Origin of the sequence: Mesotoga infera, assembly GCA_011045915.1 — a bacterium.
GTDB classification, from domain to species: domain Bacteria; phylum Thermotogota; class Thermotogae; order Petrotogales; family Kosmotogaceae; genus Mesotoga; species Mesotoga infera_D.
This window is the reverse complement of sequence record DSBT01000175.1, coordinates 1-15,559: the sequence shown is the minus strand read 5'-3', so window position 1 is coordinate 15,559 and position 15,559 is coordinate 1. Positions and strand designations below refer to the sequence as shown.

Here is a 15,559-nt window from a genome sequence, read left to right as displayed (position 1 = left end):
ATTACCAGTCTATGCTTGGGAACAAAACCATCGCAGAACCCTTGAAAGCAACAATTGATACCTGTTCTTCAAAGTCCGAGCTTAGAACTGGCCTTTCGACTGCAATGACGCCGAAATAATAATTTTCGTCCCAAAGATGTTTGGACGGCCCAACGATGCTCGTCTCATTGAAGGTGAAATTCACATATGTGCCGACGGCTTCTTCTCCAAATTCCTCAGATGATGGTGTGTAGTAACTGTTTATTTTCACCAGGTGCGTTACGAGGTTATCGCTCTTCCTTGCTCTGAAGAGCCAAAGATCATCATTGAAACGATCAATGTTTTGAACACTAACCTTCCAACTGCTCGCTCTCCATGAAATGAACCCCGTGGGCTGAATTCTTATGTTCCAGTCAGTTGCAACAGGTTCAGTGTTAAGTATCGTTGTCATCTGCCCAGCAGTGTAGACATTGCTGGGAAGTTGCGTACAGGCTTGGAAGTAAACCTCTCCCCAGTCATATATTGCGCTTTTGGAAGTTGGATCGATTCCGAAGAGCAGTCTAGTTGCAAAAGGATCCTTGCCTACAGCGGATTCAAGGAAACTTTCCCTGTACCGAACGAAAGTAGGAATCCTTGTGTTTGAGAAGTCGTAGTTTCCGAACCAACTAGAAGGCTGGGAGAAGGTGGTCCCGAATTCTTCAAAAACCTCAACTAGGACAGGCGTTTTCGGGCCATAAGTTATGTATCTGGTTTGTTCGACATAGCCTCCTTCATAATTCGCTCTTACCGTTACCCTGACTTCTCCAGATTCCGGTACAGTCGGAAGATAAACAATAGCGGTATCATTCTCTTTCTGCTTCAGATTCTGAGAAGTGATATTCACCCAACCTCCCTGTTCTTTCTCGAGTTTCCAGATGAAGTTAGAAGTCGGGGTGAAATTCAACGGCGTTACGCTTACCATTATCGGCTCGCCCGGTTCCCTGTTGCTTTCTTGGGCAAGGAAAATCATAATCGGTATTCGAATACAAGAAGATAGCGAAAACACAAGAACCAACAACGCACCCAATACCAGGAACAACCTAGCTCTTTTCATCTTAATCCCTCCCTTTCAGGAACTCTTCAACAAACTCTTCTTCCTTATCTACAGCCAAACCATTCAGTCTTGCATAGAAAAGCTCATCGAGTATTTCTCTAATCCCTGGACCTTCTTTCATGCCGTACTTCTCTTTCAGCACAGTTCCATCAACGGTCAGTCTGATCTCGTTCAACTTTCTCAAATAAGCTTGAAACAGAAGATCTTGTTCTTCACTGAGATAGGAATCAACAAAATTCAAAGTTTCCGGCTTTCTTGACTTCAACATCATGTGAAACTGTGAGGGCTTTCTTGGCTTCTCAATTACTATTCTACCAGCAGCATCTATCGCATCAGCTAGCCTGTCGAGAAAGTTTCTAGTCAGTCCATAACGATCGATACACCATTCGATCGCCTCATTATCGCTATTTCTAAGCATTATCATCAAGAGAGTGTAGAAAATCTTGTCCTCCCCGGCCAGCGAAGCATTTCTTGCTCTTCTGCTGAAATACCTGTCTAGCATGTGGTCAGTCTCTCTATCAAACTTCGATTGCGGGAAGAGCTTTTCAGTTACGCCCAGGCTAGAGAGTCTTCTTATTGCCTTCAGGGGAAGAGGCTCTTGCAGGGTCTTGAACAACTCGTCTCTCAGCCGCTGTCCGGTGACTCTATTCAAGTATCCTTCAGCAGCGCACAGTTTTAGCAGTTCGGCAGTCCGAACCTCAATTTCAAATCCAAACCGTTGCTCAAATCTCACAGCCCTGAGAATTCTTGTCGGATCTTCTATAAAGCTAAGCGGATGAAGAGCCCTAATAACTCCATTTGAAAGGTCTTTCCTTGAGCCAAAAAAGTCAATCAGAATGCCAAACTCCTCCTGATTAAGCTTTATCGCCATTGCATTGATGGAAAAATCCCTTCTGTAAAGATCCTTCTTGATCGTACTCATCTCGATCTCAGGGAGAATTGCCGGCTTTTTGTAATACTCGGTTCTGGCAGTTGCCACGTCGATTCGCAGACCATCGTTGAAAAACATTGAGCTTGCAAGGAACTCTTTGTGTTCCACAATCTTTATGTTGAAGTATTTCTTGAAAGTTTCTGCAAAAGTGTTTGCGTTGCCCTCAACTACGATATCCAGATCTAGATTATGCTTGTTGAGCAACAGATCCCTTACAAATCCACCCACAATATATGTCGGCATGTTGAGTTCTGAGCCGACAGCGCCAAGAAATCTCAGCATCGTTACTATTCGTTTATCGGTGCGTTCCTCTATGAGATCTTCTACCGGGAACTTTGCGTAATTCTGTTCGCCATGGCTTTCCCCAGGATCAATCATTCTTTTTCTGCCAAAGGTACTCTTTAACAGATCGGTTCCTGTTACTATTCCATTTAGTATGCCGTTGTCAAGAATTAGAATCGCCGTTGTGTTGTTTTCCACCATCTTGTCGGTTACCAACTGAACGGAATCGTCTGCTGAAGCGGTTACGAAAAACCTATCAATAACCTCGACAATTCTCTTCTCAGAGAGCCCGTGGCGTACAGCTTTCTCGATATCTCTATATTTGGAAACGCCCACGATTTTCTCATTGTCCACTACCGGGAGAGAGTGATGACCGGTTCGCTGCATGATTTTCAAGACGTCCTCGACTTTCATATCGACCAGAACGGTTCTGACAGGCGAGGACATAATCTCCCTAACCTTTATCAAACGTTCAATATTGTCTTCAAAGTTTCTTACAATTCTTTCTTCTGCCTCTGCTGCTGTGCAGTTTTCGAAATAACCTAGAGTGTAAGACCCTCCGCCATTCCTGAGAATGCCTTCGAGCTCGGCCGTGTCGAGATTCATGTGGCGCGACCTGAGTGTGAAGTAGACCCTGTCATTTGCTTCGAGCAGCACTACCAGGTTCTCTACGCCAAGGAACGACCAGAGCTTTTCAACCACAAGACTGAATCCGGCAGGCAGTGATTGCCTCTTTGCAGTAGCCATGTTGATTTCCACACCCCTTATCGATGTGCTTTTGAGCCCCGATATAAGAGACTCGACTAGTCTCTGCTGGGAGGAGCTCAACTTATAGCTCGAGTAGATTCCTAAGCCGTCTGGTTGTGCGCCGAGGTCTATCAGCCAGGCGGCCGTCCTCAGGTCCTGGGCCTTGGTCGAGGCGTGAGTGAAATTCCCGGTTTCTCTGTAGATCGCTGTAGCGAAGAGTACTGCTTCACTCTCAGTGACTTCCTTCCTTTTCTTTCTCAGTTGGTTACACATGAGAGTGGTGCAAGATCCCAGTTCCTTGAAAACTCCGTGTTGTGATCCCGAAAGAGTTGTGTTGTGATGATCAAAGAATTTGACTTCAGTGTTCTTGCTTATCATATGCTGAAGAGCAGATGGAATCCTCTTATCGTCTGAAGTGTCGACAACAATTAGGGAAGAAAGACTGAAGATCTTCAGCTCATTCACACTGTAGAATGACAACAAAAGACTTTTGGAAGAAAGGAAGGCCTTCAGCGCAGGAGCAAGTTGTCCTCCAAAGACGATCACGTGATCTGGATAGAGCTTCTGAGCGGCTACTGCGGACGCAAATGCGTCAAAATCGGGGTTCCTGTGAGTAGTTATTACTCTCAAAGACATTCCACCTCTTCAGCTTCTCGTAAAGCGTGCTCTTGCTTATTCCAAGAATCCTTGCCACCTTTGTCTTGTTTCCTCCATGTCGATCGATCAACCACTTAACGTAGCACCTTTCGAGCTCGTCAAGAGTGACTTCCTCGAATTTGAACTCCTTTTCTTCGGGTTGAACTCGTTCGGGGAGAAGTGGATGTGAAAGTTTGTCGAGACTGCCGTTCATTGCAAGAATCGAAAGGAGCTTGTTCCGAAGTTCACGGATATTTCCTGGCCAATCGTACTCTTTCATCCTCTTAACAAAATTCTCCGGTACATCTGGGAGTTTCTTTAATCCAAGTTCATCACATAGCTTCGGCAGAAAGTAGTCTATCAAGAGAGGAATGTCTTCTCTCTTCTCCCTAAGCGGTTCGATTTCTATCCTGACAACATTCAATCTGTAATACAGATCGCTTCTGAAATTCCCTTCTGCGACGGCTGATCTAAGATCTCGGTTGGTAGCTGCAACAACCCGGAGATCAAGCTTACGGAAAGAATTTCCGCCCAGCCTTTGACTTGAGGAAGTTTCCAACACTCTTAGCAACTTAACCTGCATTGCAAGTGGCATCTCAGATATTTCATCAAGAAAGAGCGTTCCTCGGTGTGATTCTTCGATGAGACCAGGCTTCGAATTCAGTGCCCCAGTGAAGGCTCCTCTTTCATATCCGAATAGTTCGCTTTCAAATAGATTTTCCGGTATTGCGCCGCAGTTTATTGGCACGAACTTTCTCCTTCCGCTTTTCTCGTGGATTGACCTTGCAACGACCTCTTTCCCTGTCCCGCTCTCTCCCTCAAGAAGGACAGTTACCTTTTTTTGTGCAATCATGGCTATGGTTTCCCTTAGCTTAAGGATATTGTTGCTGTTACCGACTATTTCAACAGAAGGTTCGACAATAATTCTTTCAGCGAGACTGTCCCTTTCTTGAGAAAGCTCCGAAAACTCAATGGCCCTCTTCACTTCAAGAAGAGCATGAGTCAGGTCAAACGGCTTTTCCAGGAAATTGAACGCTCCCTTTCTCACCGCATCTATTGCTGTATTTATATCTCCGTGAGCAGAAACGACTATTGCGGGCGTATTGTTCGCGGCTTCAGAGAGAATATCGAGTCCTGAACCATCGGGGAGTCTCACGTCCAGTATAAGGCAGTCAAAGAATTCTTCGGATACTTGCTTTCTTGCCTGAACAAGATTGTAAACCTGAACGACTTCGTACCCCTCTTCTTCCAGAGCGGAGCCCAGCAAGCCATTAAAGGCGAGATCATCATCGACTAGCAAAACCTTACTCTTCATCTCTTTGCCTCCTGAAGGTTAATGCGAATATGGTTCCCCTTCCTGGAATGCTCCTCATTTTCAATCTTACATCGTTTTCTTCGCAGAAATTGCGGACAAGGTACAGTCCCAATCCCGATCCTTCGGCCTTTGTAGAGAAGAATGGTTTGAATACATTCTGCAAAGCGGCAGAATCGATCCCTTTACCCGTATCGGCAATAATCAGCGTAATCACCTCTCTAGATGTCCGGACTTTAGAGATGATGGAACTCTCCCCCGGTATGCTTGCTTCAACGGCGTTCATGAGTAGATTCTTCAGAACATTCTCAAGCCTTCCCCGCTGGATGAGAACGATTCCTTTGTCGAGAGATACGACCTTGAACTGTATCTTTCTTTCCGAGAAGATTGAAGACATAAAGGAAGCGACTTTCATCACCTGTTCGGAAAGATCTACCCTATCGAACTCTTCGCCATATCTGAAGATCTGCAGAATGCCCCCAATCCTACTCTGAAACGAGTTGAGTTCTTTCGAAAGAGTCTCCATATACTCCGGCCTGTTTGTTCTCTTGTAAAGATCAAGAGCCAACTTAACATTTGCCAGAGGCTGTTTAAGACCGTGTGCGAGATCCGCAACTGTCTGGGCATCTACCGCGTACCTTCTTGTCTTTTCTAAGAGTTGCTTTGTTTTCCACTGGCTGGTCTTGTCTGTTAGGGTCAGAAGAAAGCCGCTCTTCTTTTTGTGAGCTACCGACACGAGGTAGCGTTTCCCAAGCTTTCTGCTGTAAACCTCGAACTGGCCTTCTTGAAGCGGGAAGATAAGACCTGTTCTCCTCGTGAATCTGTCGATACGGAGATATCTTCCTCCCTGACTCCCGTAGGAAAAGCTTCGTATAAAAGAATCATTAACAAGATCAAAGTTGCCTTTCTCGTCAACCGAGACGACAGCAATGTCAAGTGTGTTTAGAAGCTCTGAGTAATCCCTGTACAGTTTTTCGTAATAGTTTCTCTCCTCTTCTATCTGTAGTGAGAGGTTTCTGTAGAAGCCATATATTTCATTAAACTGTCCCTCAAGTTCGCCAATCGACTTCTTTTCTCCCGTACGGATAAGTCTAATGAGCCTTTCAAGCTGCCTGACTAATGTAAGATATACGGTAAAAACCGACGCAAGCGCGAGAAGAATCACAAGTGACATTCTTTCTAAACTCAAGCCGTAGAAGAGAGAGAATAGAACTCCCGCTCCCATGACTACCCCACCAACTATGTAGTGGTAGCCAGGATTGAACAATCCTTTGTCAGACTTTGACAAGTGTAATGGGTTCCCCTTCTTCAAAAGAAAGGAACTCTCGGGCACTCCCTTTGTTTACAGTGATTTCTAGGAATCCGCTTGAATCGAAATGGGCGAGCAGATTCCCCGAATTCACATCATAGTATGTCTTTCCGAATGTTGCCTTGAAGGGTCTTCTCCCCTTCCCGATTTCAAGAACATCACCTTCCTCGAGATCGTTCCCCAGGGCTGCAGGAACGTTCGTCTCAAGATTTCCAAAGTGATCATAAAATGCGACTTCGCCAACAATCGTGTTTCCTTCCCTGCCAGGCTTCTTGAATTTCAGATATTCGAAGTTCATCAGCCTTGAACCCAGCTTCTCCGGTTCCAGTCCGGCGGCTACATAGGCAGCCACGGGAGCGAAAATATCTCTTCCGTGAAAGCTTCTTGAGTTCCCCCTGTGATACTCATTGTTTTCGAGGTCCCGAATCTCGTGAACTCCGTATTCTTCGGCTGCAAAGGTAAACAGGCCATTATCAGGTCCCACGAGCCTCATCCCATTCTTTAGAACCATTAGTATCGGTTTTCTCGACGTGCCCACGCCGGGGTCAACTACAGCCAAAAAGACAACATCTTCTGGTAAATCCTTGAGGGCTCTGTGAATGATGTAGGCGCCTTGCCTTATGTTGAAGGGTTTGATTTCGTGACAAATATCAATTACCTCAACCTTCTTATTCAGCCCCCTAATAACAGCCTTTGCTACTCCAACATAGTAGCTGTCCGAACCCCAGTCAGTCAAAAAAGCTATCACACCTATCCCTCCATTTGCAAACGATAGAAGAAAAGACTCTCCCCATATTCCTCGATTCGAGTCTGTAGAGATTCGAATCCGTTGAGCAGTCTGAAGCTCCAAACCCGGGGACTGCTTCACCATACTCGGAGACGAGATTTGAAAGCTCTTCCTCTCTTTGCTCTTCTGTCGGAAGAAGCAGAGCGGCCACAACCTCGGCATTCTCCCTCAAGTAGTCAATATGCCAGTATTTTCTTTTTTCTTCGATTAGGTGCCTCTTCACTCTTTCTGCTAAAGAGCTCATCGCCGAACCAACATACATGTAATAGCCAGAATCAAGGGTCCACTTCCGGCAGCGGCTAGAAACCTCAACCGTCTCTTTGAGAAAGAAAAGAACAACATAGTCGCCTTTATTGTAATCCATAATGTAGATATTATACGACAGCTTCGCTTCCCAAATGACGGGCTGCTGAAACTGGGCGGCAAGCTTAATATATAATTTGTTGGGGGTGATCTAGATGGCTTATGTTGAAGTGAATAAGAAAAGCATAGCGAAGAATTCAAGAAAGATCTTGGAGCTTGCCAGAAGTAATGGGGTTGAGGTGGCTGCAGTAACTAAAGTTGTGTGCGGAGATACTGAGATAGCGATGTCTCTACTTGAAAACGGGATTACGGAAATTGGCGAATCAAGACTCGAGAATGTCGCAAGGCTGAAAAGCGCGGGCATCAATTCAAGCTTAATTCTGCTCAGACTTCCAGAGAAATCGCGATTTCGCGAAGTTGTTGAGCTTGTTGATTCAGTGCTTGTCGGAGATCTTGATAGTCTTTCCAGATTAAAGGAGATTTCTTCTGAAACTGAGAAGAAATTGAAGTTCATATATATGGTAGATACGGGAGACCTTAGAGAGGGAGTCATGTTTTATGAAGCGCAAGAAGTTCTTGAGAAAGCACTCTCAATCGTCGGCAAGGACCTTGATGGAATCGGCACTAATCTTGGATGTTTTGGAGGAGTAATTGCAACTCCAGAGAAATTTGAAATCCTTCTCAGTCTGGGAGAATCACTGAAAGGGACTACCGGTTACACATTTAGGCGGTACTCTGCCGGAAACACAGCTTCATTACCGTTGCTTGAAGAGAAAAACCTTCCTGAAGGCATAAATCACTTTCGACTGGGAGAATCGATAATGTGTGGAACAGACGTCACAAACAACCGAAGAGTTCCGGGAACCTTACAGAACACATTCACTCTAGTAGGAGAGATTATCGAACTTGCAGAGAAGCCCTCAATACCAATTGGCGATATCGGTCATGATGCCTTTGGTCGTATTCCAAGGTTCGTAGATAAAGGAAAGAGAATGAAGGCTATACTTGATCTTGGTGAACAAGATGTGGTTCCCTCCGGATTGACACCTTTGGTAAGTGGATGTGAAATAATTCATGCTTCGAGCGACCATCTGATAGTGGATGTAACAGATTCCGAGAAGTCCTTTGCTGTTGGTGACTCGATTCCCTTCAGAATGTCTTACGGAGCACTGCTGAGAGTAATGACATCCCCCTATGTGAGGAAAGTGTACCTATGATAAAGCGACTTAGGAGAGCCGATCGCTTAAGGGTGAAGGAAATCGTTGAGACAATATGGGAAGGCGATGATTATATACCCCAAGTCTTTGAGAAGTGGGTTCGCGACCCTTCATGTCATTTCATGGGACTCTGGAAGGGAGGAAAACTTATTGGTATAGACAACCTCAGGCTCTTCAGTCGCAAAGTTGGTTGGATGGAAGGAATGAGAATCGATCCACTCTATCAGGGAAGAGGATTCGGGAGGGAGATGGGCGGAGAGATGCTAAAGCTTGCCGAAAGTTTGGGACTTGAGAGGCTTTATTTTTCGACCTATTTTGACAACACCGCTTCGATAAAGATGAACGAAGCTTTCGGGTTCAGACGAATCGCCGTATTCACAAATCTCCAGAAAGAGATTGGCGAACTTACTCCCTGTCCCATAAATTTACTAGAAAGCGATGAGATTCCGGAAATCGATGATCATATCAGTGAAGACTGGATGTTTATTCCAAAGGAAATCTCAAACAAAAGAAGATTCCTGAACGATCCGGTGAGGCTTGTGGGCGGAGCGAACTGGGCGGTTGTATCAAGGAATTCCAAATCTAAGGGTTGCCTTGATATCAACTTCATATGTATGGCAGACGAAGATGGTGTTGAGAATTTCCTGAAGGAGCTTCTTTACTATTCGCGGGCGAAGAGTTTCTTCCGTATTCATGCTATGGTTAGTGAATCATTTGATTTGGGCCCCTTCCTCTCTAATGGATTCAGACCTTTCGAGAGAGTAAGGGATGTTTTTCTTTATTACGCAGATGTATCTAGCCTGAGAGTCTGATTTTGACTAACCGTTCTTGGTCGGATACACTGATTTGTACTCCCTGATTATCTAGTTCGATGCTTCTCATTTGGTGAAGAGACGTTGCGGAGTGATTGCAGATAGACCTCCAGATGCTGATCCGGTTTGTACTCCGTTTTGCGTATTTTTCTTGAAGCAGTATCCCATGAAGGACAGGTACTGACGTTTCTCAATAACCAGTATAGTTCTTTTATCGGGGACAAGCGAGGTTTAGTTGGTCAAGACTCTCTGATATGATTCCTGTACCGAAGTTCAGATAATGGTTCTTTCGACTTCATTGAAGGGAGGGGTCGAAAGGATCATAAGGAGGCGAGGTGGAAGATGAAAGTCGAGAGTGACAAGCGGATCCGACTAATGGCTCTCGCTCTTATGACGACGGAGCTCAATAGTAGTGAAAAGCAAAGGTCCCACAGGCACCACCCTCTCTATCTTGAGACAGAGGACTTCATTGAAGAAAGTGAGCTCCATTTCCATGAACTCGAGAGACTATTGAGAGATGTTACTCCTTCCTATTTTCTCTTCACTTACATTTTGAGCCACTCATGGCCAGATCTCGAACCTGTTGCCTTCCCGCCATTCCTCGAGAGATATGAACCGAATCTGTGCAGGAGCGGTGTGAACATGGAACTAAGGGAAGTCGTAAGAGGGGGAACTCTGGAGAACATCTGGGAAAGCCAGGCTCCAAAATGGAAGGAGATTGAAAAAGACGCTGCCCTTGCCTTTGCAGGTAGCACCATTGATAGCACAATCGCAGGTTTTTTTGGAAGACTTGAAGCAAATCTAGTTTTCGCTCCAAATCCCCTTTTTCCTGAACTTGTCTCCCTTGGTGCAGCGGGATATGAAGGGCTCTACTGTATTGCGAGATATCCGGGTAAAGCGACTTCGAAGTGGCCATATGAACCGGGGGTCACGGCTCCTTGTGAGGAGTTCTCCGGTTACTCTGAGAACCGTGTATGGTCGAGAATAGTAGCTTTTCACGAGTTCTGCCACCCGCTTATAGATCCGTTTCTCTCTCGGAATGCCGAGCTTGTAAGAGGGCTCAGGGAGACTCCCTTTGCAAAAGGTGTTCTCGCCTCATACGGAGAGAAGTATACCTCATGGGAGGATATGTTCACCGAGTTTGTTATATATGGGATGACATACGCCTACTTGCTTGAGGAATTTGGAGAGAAAATTGCGAAGAGCTTTCACAATACCATGCAAGAAAAGACCGGCTTCACTATGACAGAAATGGTCGGGAAACAACTTCATACTCACCTCATAGCCTCAAGAGATCGGAGCGGAAATACACTTGAGAGTCGGCTTGTTGAAATCTTCAGCAATCTTACATGAAAGATTGTGTGATCACCCGGAGCAGTCTTGCGTTCAAGGTCGAGAATCATATCAGGAATTTTGTCATCCTTTGACAGAACCAGCAAGAAGCCCTCTCAGAAAGTACTTTCCGAGCAGTATATAGACTATAAGTGTTGGTAGAGCGGCAAGCAGTGCGCCGGCCATCTGGACATTCCACTCGACAACTTGACTCCCAGCCAGATTCACAAGTGCTACGGTAATCGGCTGTTTTGTCGGGTCACTGGTAACTGTCACGGCGAAAAGAAATTCATTCCAAATATTCGTGAACTGCCATATGACCACTACTACAAAACCGGGAAGGGATATCGGAAACAAAACTTTCAGATATGTCTTGAAAATGCCTGCTCCGTCTATACTGGCCGCTTCGATTAATTCCGTAGGCACTTCGCTGTAGTAATTCCTGAAAATCAGGGTGGTTATCGGCAGACCATAGACCACGTGAACCAATATCAATCCCCATAAGGAGCCGTAAAGCCCGATGTCTTGAAGAAAGCGTATTAAAGGAAAAAGAACGCTCTGATAAGGAATAAACATTCCAAAGAGAACGAGAGCAAAGAGAAGATCTGAGTACCTGAACTTCAGTTTAGACAATACATATCCGTTTACCGATCCAACGATTGCCGATAGAAGTGTCGCAGGGATCACCAGCAGGAAAGAGTTTCTCAAGTTGGGAGCAAGACGACTGAAAGCCTTGGCAAACCCATCTAGGGAAAGATTGTTCGGCGGAAACCACATTCGCTCAAGACCAACTTCTTTAAGGGGTTTGAGGCTTGTTGCCAATAACACATATATAGGCATCAGAAAGAACAATGCGAAAACCGCAAGAAGGATATAGATTACAATCTTCTTGGTCATATCCTTTTCTCCTTTCTGAAGGCAGAAGCAAGGTAAGGTATTATGACAACTGCGACCATGAGGAGCATTATTATCGCTATTGCCGAGCCAGTTGCATATTTGTTCGCTCTGAAAGTGGTTTCAAACATGTAGATGGCCGGAACGTCGGTCACGTTGTTCGGGCCACTGCCGGTCATAGCGTAAACAAGATCAAAGATCTTCAGCGAGATGTGGCCTAAAATAATCATTGCGCTTAGAGTTATCGGTCTTAGAATGGGAAACTTGATCTTCCAGAAGATCTGCCAACCTGTTGCTCCATCAACTTCTGCAGCTTCCACCAGATCCTGGGAAATCCCACGAAGCCCTGCAAGGTACATGGCCATTGTATAGCCTGACATCTGCCACACAGCTGCTATTATCACCGGAATCAGTGCTATGTTGAAATTGAGGAAACTCTCAGTGCTGGTGAACCACTTCCATTGAAAGAAATCCAACCCCACTAGATTTAAGAGAAGGTTCATACCCTGTGGACTGTTTGGAAGAATCCCGGGAGCGAAAATCCATCTCCAGACTGCTCCAGTCACAACGAATGAGAGTGCCATGGGAAACAGATAAATATTTCTAAAAACACTAGATCCCTTGAGATTACGATCAATCAGTACTGCCAAAACAATCCCCAGTAGGAGACAACCTAGAATAAAGAAAAGAGTGAAGTACAAAGTGTTCCACAGATCGGTTTGAAACCTGGGATCTTCGAAGAGCCTGAAATAGTTTCGCAATCCGACAAATTCGAATTCGCCTTTAAGAAGTCTAGCAAAACTATTCCAGTTGGAAAGAGAAGTTCTACTCGTCCAACCAATAAAGAAATAAACGAAAACCCCTATCGCCGCAAAAGTTGGCGAAAGTATGAAAAAGGAAATAATCCCTCGTTTTGTCTTCCTCTTGATCTGGAACACCTCCAACAATGGGGCCCACAGATGCGGGCCCCATTTTGCAAGGATTAGTTGATGTAGTCTTCTGCAGCGTTTTCAATGGCGTTCAGGAAAGCTGCTCTATCTTTTGTAGTAATAAAGATGTTTACAGCATCGTTCAGCTCGGTTATAAAGCCTTCAGGCGCGGCAGATCCATGAGCTATAGAAGGACACAGGTTGTTTGTGGAGAAGTCCTCCATAGACCATGTGAGGTAAGGATCGTAGAGTGATTTGTCTGCATCTAGTCTTGCAGGAATCGAACCCTTTATCGGGTTGAATGCATCTTGACCTTCGACTGAGGCAACTATTTCCAGCCACTTAAGAGCATTTTCTCTGTTTGGTGCGCCCTTCGGCAGGCCAAATGTATCAGTTACTACCATGAAGGAGCCCTCGGTTCCTGGAACTGCCATCCAGCTGAACTCCTCTCCCGGTGTCCAGCCCAAGGTTTTCAGATAACCTTCTGCCCAGTCTCCCATTACGTTGAAGGCAGCCTTTCCATCGAAGACCATCCTTGTGGCATCCTGCCAGGTGAGAGCGGCATGGTCTTCGTTTACATACTTAATCAGTTCTTCGAAGATTACTATCGCTCTTTCAATTCCTGAGTCTTCGAAGCTTGTAGTCCCATTCCACAAACCGTTGTACTTATCTGGACCCAAAGCCGAAAGCAACACGGTCTCGAACAGATGACCGGCCTCCCACTTGTCCTTGTCTCCAAGGGAGAGTGGAACATAACCGGCTTCTTCAATCTTTGCACAGACTTCCAGAAATCCCGGTCCGTCGCTAGGGACTTCGTCTATACCGACTTTCGTAAGGATTTCGTTGTTAATGAAGACTACGTTTCCTCTGTGAACGTTTACGGGAATCGAGTATACTTCTCCCTCATAGCTACAAATTGTCATAATGTCTTCGGGGAACTTATCGAGAATTCCCCAGCTTTCCAGAATATCGGTGAGCGGCTCCATCATACCGGTAATCACATAAGTGTCGATTAGTTCCATACCTCCGTGCACCTGAAAAGAGTCAGGAGGATTGCCACCCAGCATTCTCGTTTTCAAGACAGCTTTTGCGTTTGTACCGGCTCCACCGGCGACGGTTGCGTTAATTATCTCGACGTCGGGATACTTGGTTCTAAATACCTCGTAGATAGCGGCAAGTCCTTCCTCTTCTCCTCCACCAGTCCACCAGCTGAAAATCTCAACACTTCCAGAGGCAAAGAGCAGACCTACGGAGAGAAGAAGAACTGCCAAAAGACACTTTTTCATCAAAACACCCCCTGTTTGTTCGGCTTCACGCCGCGCAATAGTCTTCCTTTTCCCCAGACCGAATAAGAACCTAATGAAGATTATACTCCTGTTAACATTTTACTAAGCAACTCTTCGGAACAGAAGCCAGTGACTATTCGGGAATAACTGAACTTCTTAGCAGACTTCTCTCATAGTTATTTCTTCAGGATGAAATCCGATCTGAATGGCAATTTTCTTCGGCACGCACGATAGTGGTATCATTTACGTATAAACAACTGGGAGGGATTCGTTTGTCGGCAGTCAACATAAGCATAATCGGTGCGGGAAGTGCGGTGTTTTCTCTCAGGCTGGTCAGTGATCTGTGCAAGACGATTGGTCTTCATGGTAGCAAGATAACACTGATGGACATTGACGAGGGGAGACTTGATGCAGTTCAGATCCTTGCATCAAAGTTTGCAGAAGAGATGGGCACAAGTCTTCAGTTCACTAAGACTGTAGAGTTGGAAGAAGCTATAGAGGGAAGCGATTTTGTGATTAACTCGGCATTGGTCGGAGGACACTCTTTCCTGGAAAGAGTGAGGGCAATCGGCGAGAAGTTCGGCTATTGCAGAGGGATAGACACTCAAGAGTTCAACATGGTCTCAGATTACTACACTCTGACTAACTGGAATCAACTCTCGTACTTCTTAGAAATCGCGGAAATGATTGAGAAGCGTGCACCGAATGCATGGCTTCTTCAGGCAGCCAATCCGGTTTTTGAGGGTACAACTCTGATAAGAAGGCATTCGGAAATCCGAATGATAGGATTCTGCCATGGCCATTACGATGTTCTGGAGGTTGCCGAGACACTTGGAGTAAACAAATCTGAGCTTGACTGGCAGGTTGCCGGAGTAAACCACGGGATATGGCTGAACAGGTTTAGAAGAAATGGGGAGGATCTCTATCCTTTGTTTGAGGATTACGCGTCAAGTTATGAATGCAGCAAGTTCCAGCCGTCAAATCCCTTCAATGTCCAGATGTCGCCCGCTGCTCTTGACATGTATTCATTCTACGGTTTGGTTCCAATCGGAGATACCGTACGAAATAGCGGGTGGAAGTATCATTACGACCAGCATACTATGGAGAAGTGGTATGGTAGTCCTTGGGGTAGCCCGGATTCCGTGCCTGGCTGGAAGTGGTACAGAGAGCAGCTTAGAGAGGTTACTGATGCAACTATTGCTCTAGCAAAGGCAATCGAGCAGTTTCCCGACGTGAGTCTGGAGAAGCTGATAATCGACGGTTCGAAAGGTCTGTCAGGCGATTTCACGAGAGAGGCAAATCAACTTTACGATAGGGATTCGATGAGCGGTGAGCAGCATATTCCCTTTATTGACGCAATTGTAAATGGAAATTCGGCAAGATTAGTTGTGAACACTCTGAATGAAGGTGTTATTGCAGATATTGATGACGATGTTGCAGTTGAAGTTCCTGCGATAGTAGACAGAGGTGGAATTCACGTAGAGGAGATTAATCCGGCATTACCCGAGAGGGTCATTCAGTGGTACTTGAAACCAAGAATACTCAGGATGGAGTGGGCTCTCGAAGCCTTTGAAGAGAAGAATCCCGATCTTATCGTCGAGCTTCTTCTAAGAGATCCTAGAACGAAATCTTATGAGCAGGCAAAAGCGGTTGTTCAAGAGATATTCGATTCGGAAGGATGGAGCAGATAGAAGACGTGTCGTTTTTTTT

General features: G+C 45.5%; 13 protein-coding genes. 4 read left to right on the top strand and 9 right to left on the bottom strand.

The annotated features are described in order from the left end of the window. Position 1: 1 nt before the first annotated feature. From ENN47_06195 to ENN47_06170, 6 genes are read right to left on the bottom strand one after another with little or no spacing between them, the layout of a single operon-like run. Positions 2 to 1,072 carry a hypothetical protein gene (locus ENN47_06195; protein ID HDP77762.1) on the bottom strand — a complete coding sequence of 357 codons (1,071 nt, stop codon included), beginning with the start codon at positions 1,070 to 1,072 and terminating at the stop codon, positions 2 to 4. Position 1,073: 1 nt separating this feature from the next. Continuing rightward, entirely contained in the window at positions 1,074 to 3,662 is a 2,589-nt protein-coding gene (locus ENN47_06190; GenBank protein HDP77761.1) for a CBS domain-containing protein, read from the bottom strand. Then, positions 3,625 to 4,983, bottom strand: a complete 1,359-nt coding sequence (locus ENN47_06185) for a sigma-54-dependent Fis family transcriptional regulator (protein HDP77760.1) — start codon at positions 4,981 to 4,983, stop codon at positions 3,625 to 3,627. Before ENN47_06185 ends, ENN47_06190 begins: the two co-directional genes overlap by 38 nt. Continuing rightward, entirely contained in the window at positions 4,973 to 6,268 is a 1,296-nt protein-coding gene (locus ENN47_06180) for a sensor histidine kinase (GenBank protein HDP77759.1), read from the bottom strand. Before ENN47_06180 ends, ENN47_06185 begins: the two co-directional genes overlap by 11 nt. Next, positions 6,255 to 7,037: a hypothetical protein gene (locus tag ENN47_06175; GenBank protein ID HDP77758.1), complete on the bottom strand. Its 783-nt coding sequence runs from the start codon at positions 7,035 to 7,037 to the stop codon at positions 6,255 to 6,257. The genes ENN47_06180 and ENN47_06175 overlap by 14 nt, the downstream gene beginning before the upstream one ends. Continuing rightward, entirely contained in the window at positions 7,018 to 7,440 is a 423-nt protein-coding gene (locus tag ENN47_06170; protein ID HDP77757.1) for a DUF123 domain-containing protein, read from the bottom strand. Before ENN47_06170 ends, ENN47_06175 begins: the two co-directional genes overlap by 20 nt. A gap of 94 nt (positions 7,441 to 7,534) precedes the next feature. Here ENN47_06170 and ENN47_06165 point away from each other — a divergent pair, with 94 nt between their 5' ends. The 3 genes from ENN47_06165 to ENN47_06155 all read left to right on the top strand — a co-directional run bounded on the left by ENN47_06165 (position 7,535) and on the right by ENN47_06155 (position 10,761). Next, positions 7,535 to 8,596, top strand: a complete 1,062-nt coding sequence (locus tag ENN47_06165; protein ID HDP77756.1) for an alanine/ornithine racemase family PLP-dependent enzyme — start codon at positions 7,535 to 7,537, stop codon at positions 8,594 to 8,596. Next, on the top strand, positions 8,593 to 9,408 hold the full coding sequence (locus tag ENN47_06160) for a GNAT family N-acetyltransferase (protein HDP77755.1): 816 nt from the start codon (positions 8,593 to 8,595) through the stop codon (positions 9,406 to 9,408). Before ENN47_06165 ends, ENN47_06160 begins: the two co-directional genes overlap by 4 nt. Before the next feature lie 342 nt (positions 9,409 to 9,750). Next, the gene (locus ENN47_06155; GenBank protein ID HDP77754.1) at positions 9,751 to 10,761 is read left to right on the top strand and encodes a DUF4932 domain-containing protein; all 1,011 of its coding nucleotides are present in this window, start codon (positions 9,751 to 9,753) and stop codon (positions 10,759 to 10,761) included. A gap of 63 nt (positions 10,762 to 10,824) precedes the next feature. Here ENN47_06155 and ENN47_06150 read toward each other — a convergent pair whose 3' ends face one another. The 3 genes from ENN47_06150 to ENN47_06140 are packed head-to-tail and all read right to left on the bottom strand — an operon-like array spanning position 10,825 to position 13,849. Beyond that, positions 10,825 to 11,637, bottom strand: a complete 813-nt coding sequence (locus tag ENN47_06150; protein ID HDP77753.1) for a carbohydrate ABC transporter permease — start codon at positions 11,635 to 11,637, stop codon at positions 10,825 to 10,827. Continuing rightward, positions 11,634 to 12,578 (bottom strand): sugar ABC transporter permease, encoded by a 945-nt coding sequence (locus ENN47_06145; protein HDP77752.1) that lies wholly within the window; start codon positions 12,576 to 12,578, stop codon positions 11,634 to 11,636. Before ENN47_06145 ends, ENN47_06150 begins: the two co-directional genes overlap by 4 nt. Positions 12,579 to 12,616: 38 nt before the next feature. Continuing rightward, on the bottom strand, positions 12,617 to 13,849 hold the full coding sequence (locus tag ENN47_06140; GenBank protein HDP77751.1) for a carbohydrate ABC transporter substrate-binding protein: 1,233 nt from the start codon (positions 13,847 to 13,849) through the stop codon (positions 12,617 to 12,619). A gap of 272 nt (positions 13,850 to 14,121) precedes the next feature. On the opposite strand from ENN47_06140, the gene ENN47_06135 reads away from it, so the two are divergent. Next, the gene (locus ENN47_06135) at positions 14,122 to 15,540 is read left to right on the top strand and encodes an alpha-glucosidase/alpha-galactosidase (GenBank protein HDP77750.1); all 1,419 of its coding nucleotides are present in this window, start codon (positions 14,122 to 14,124) and stop codon (positions 15,538 to 15,540) included. Positions 15,541 to 15,559: the final 19 nt, after the last annotated feature.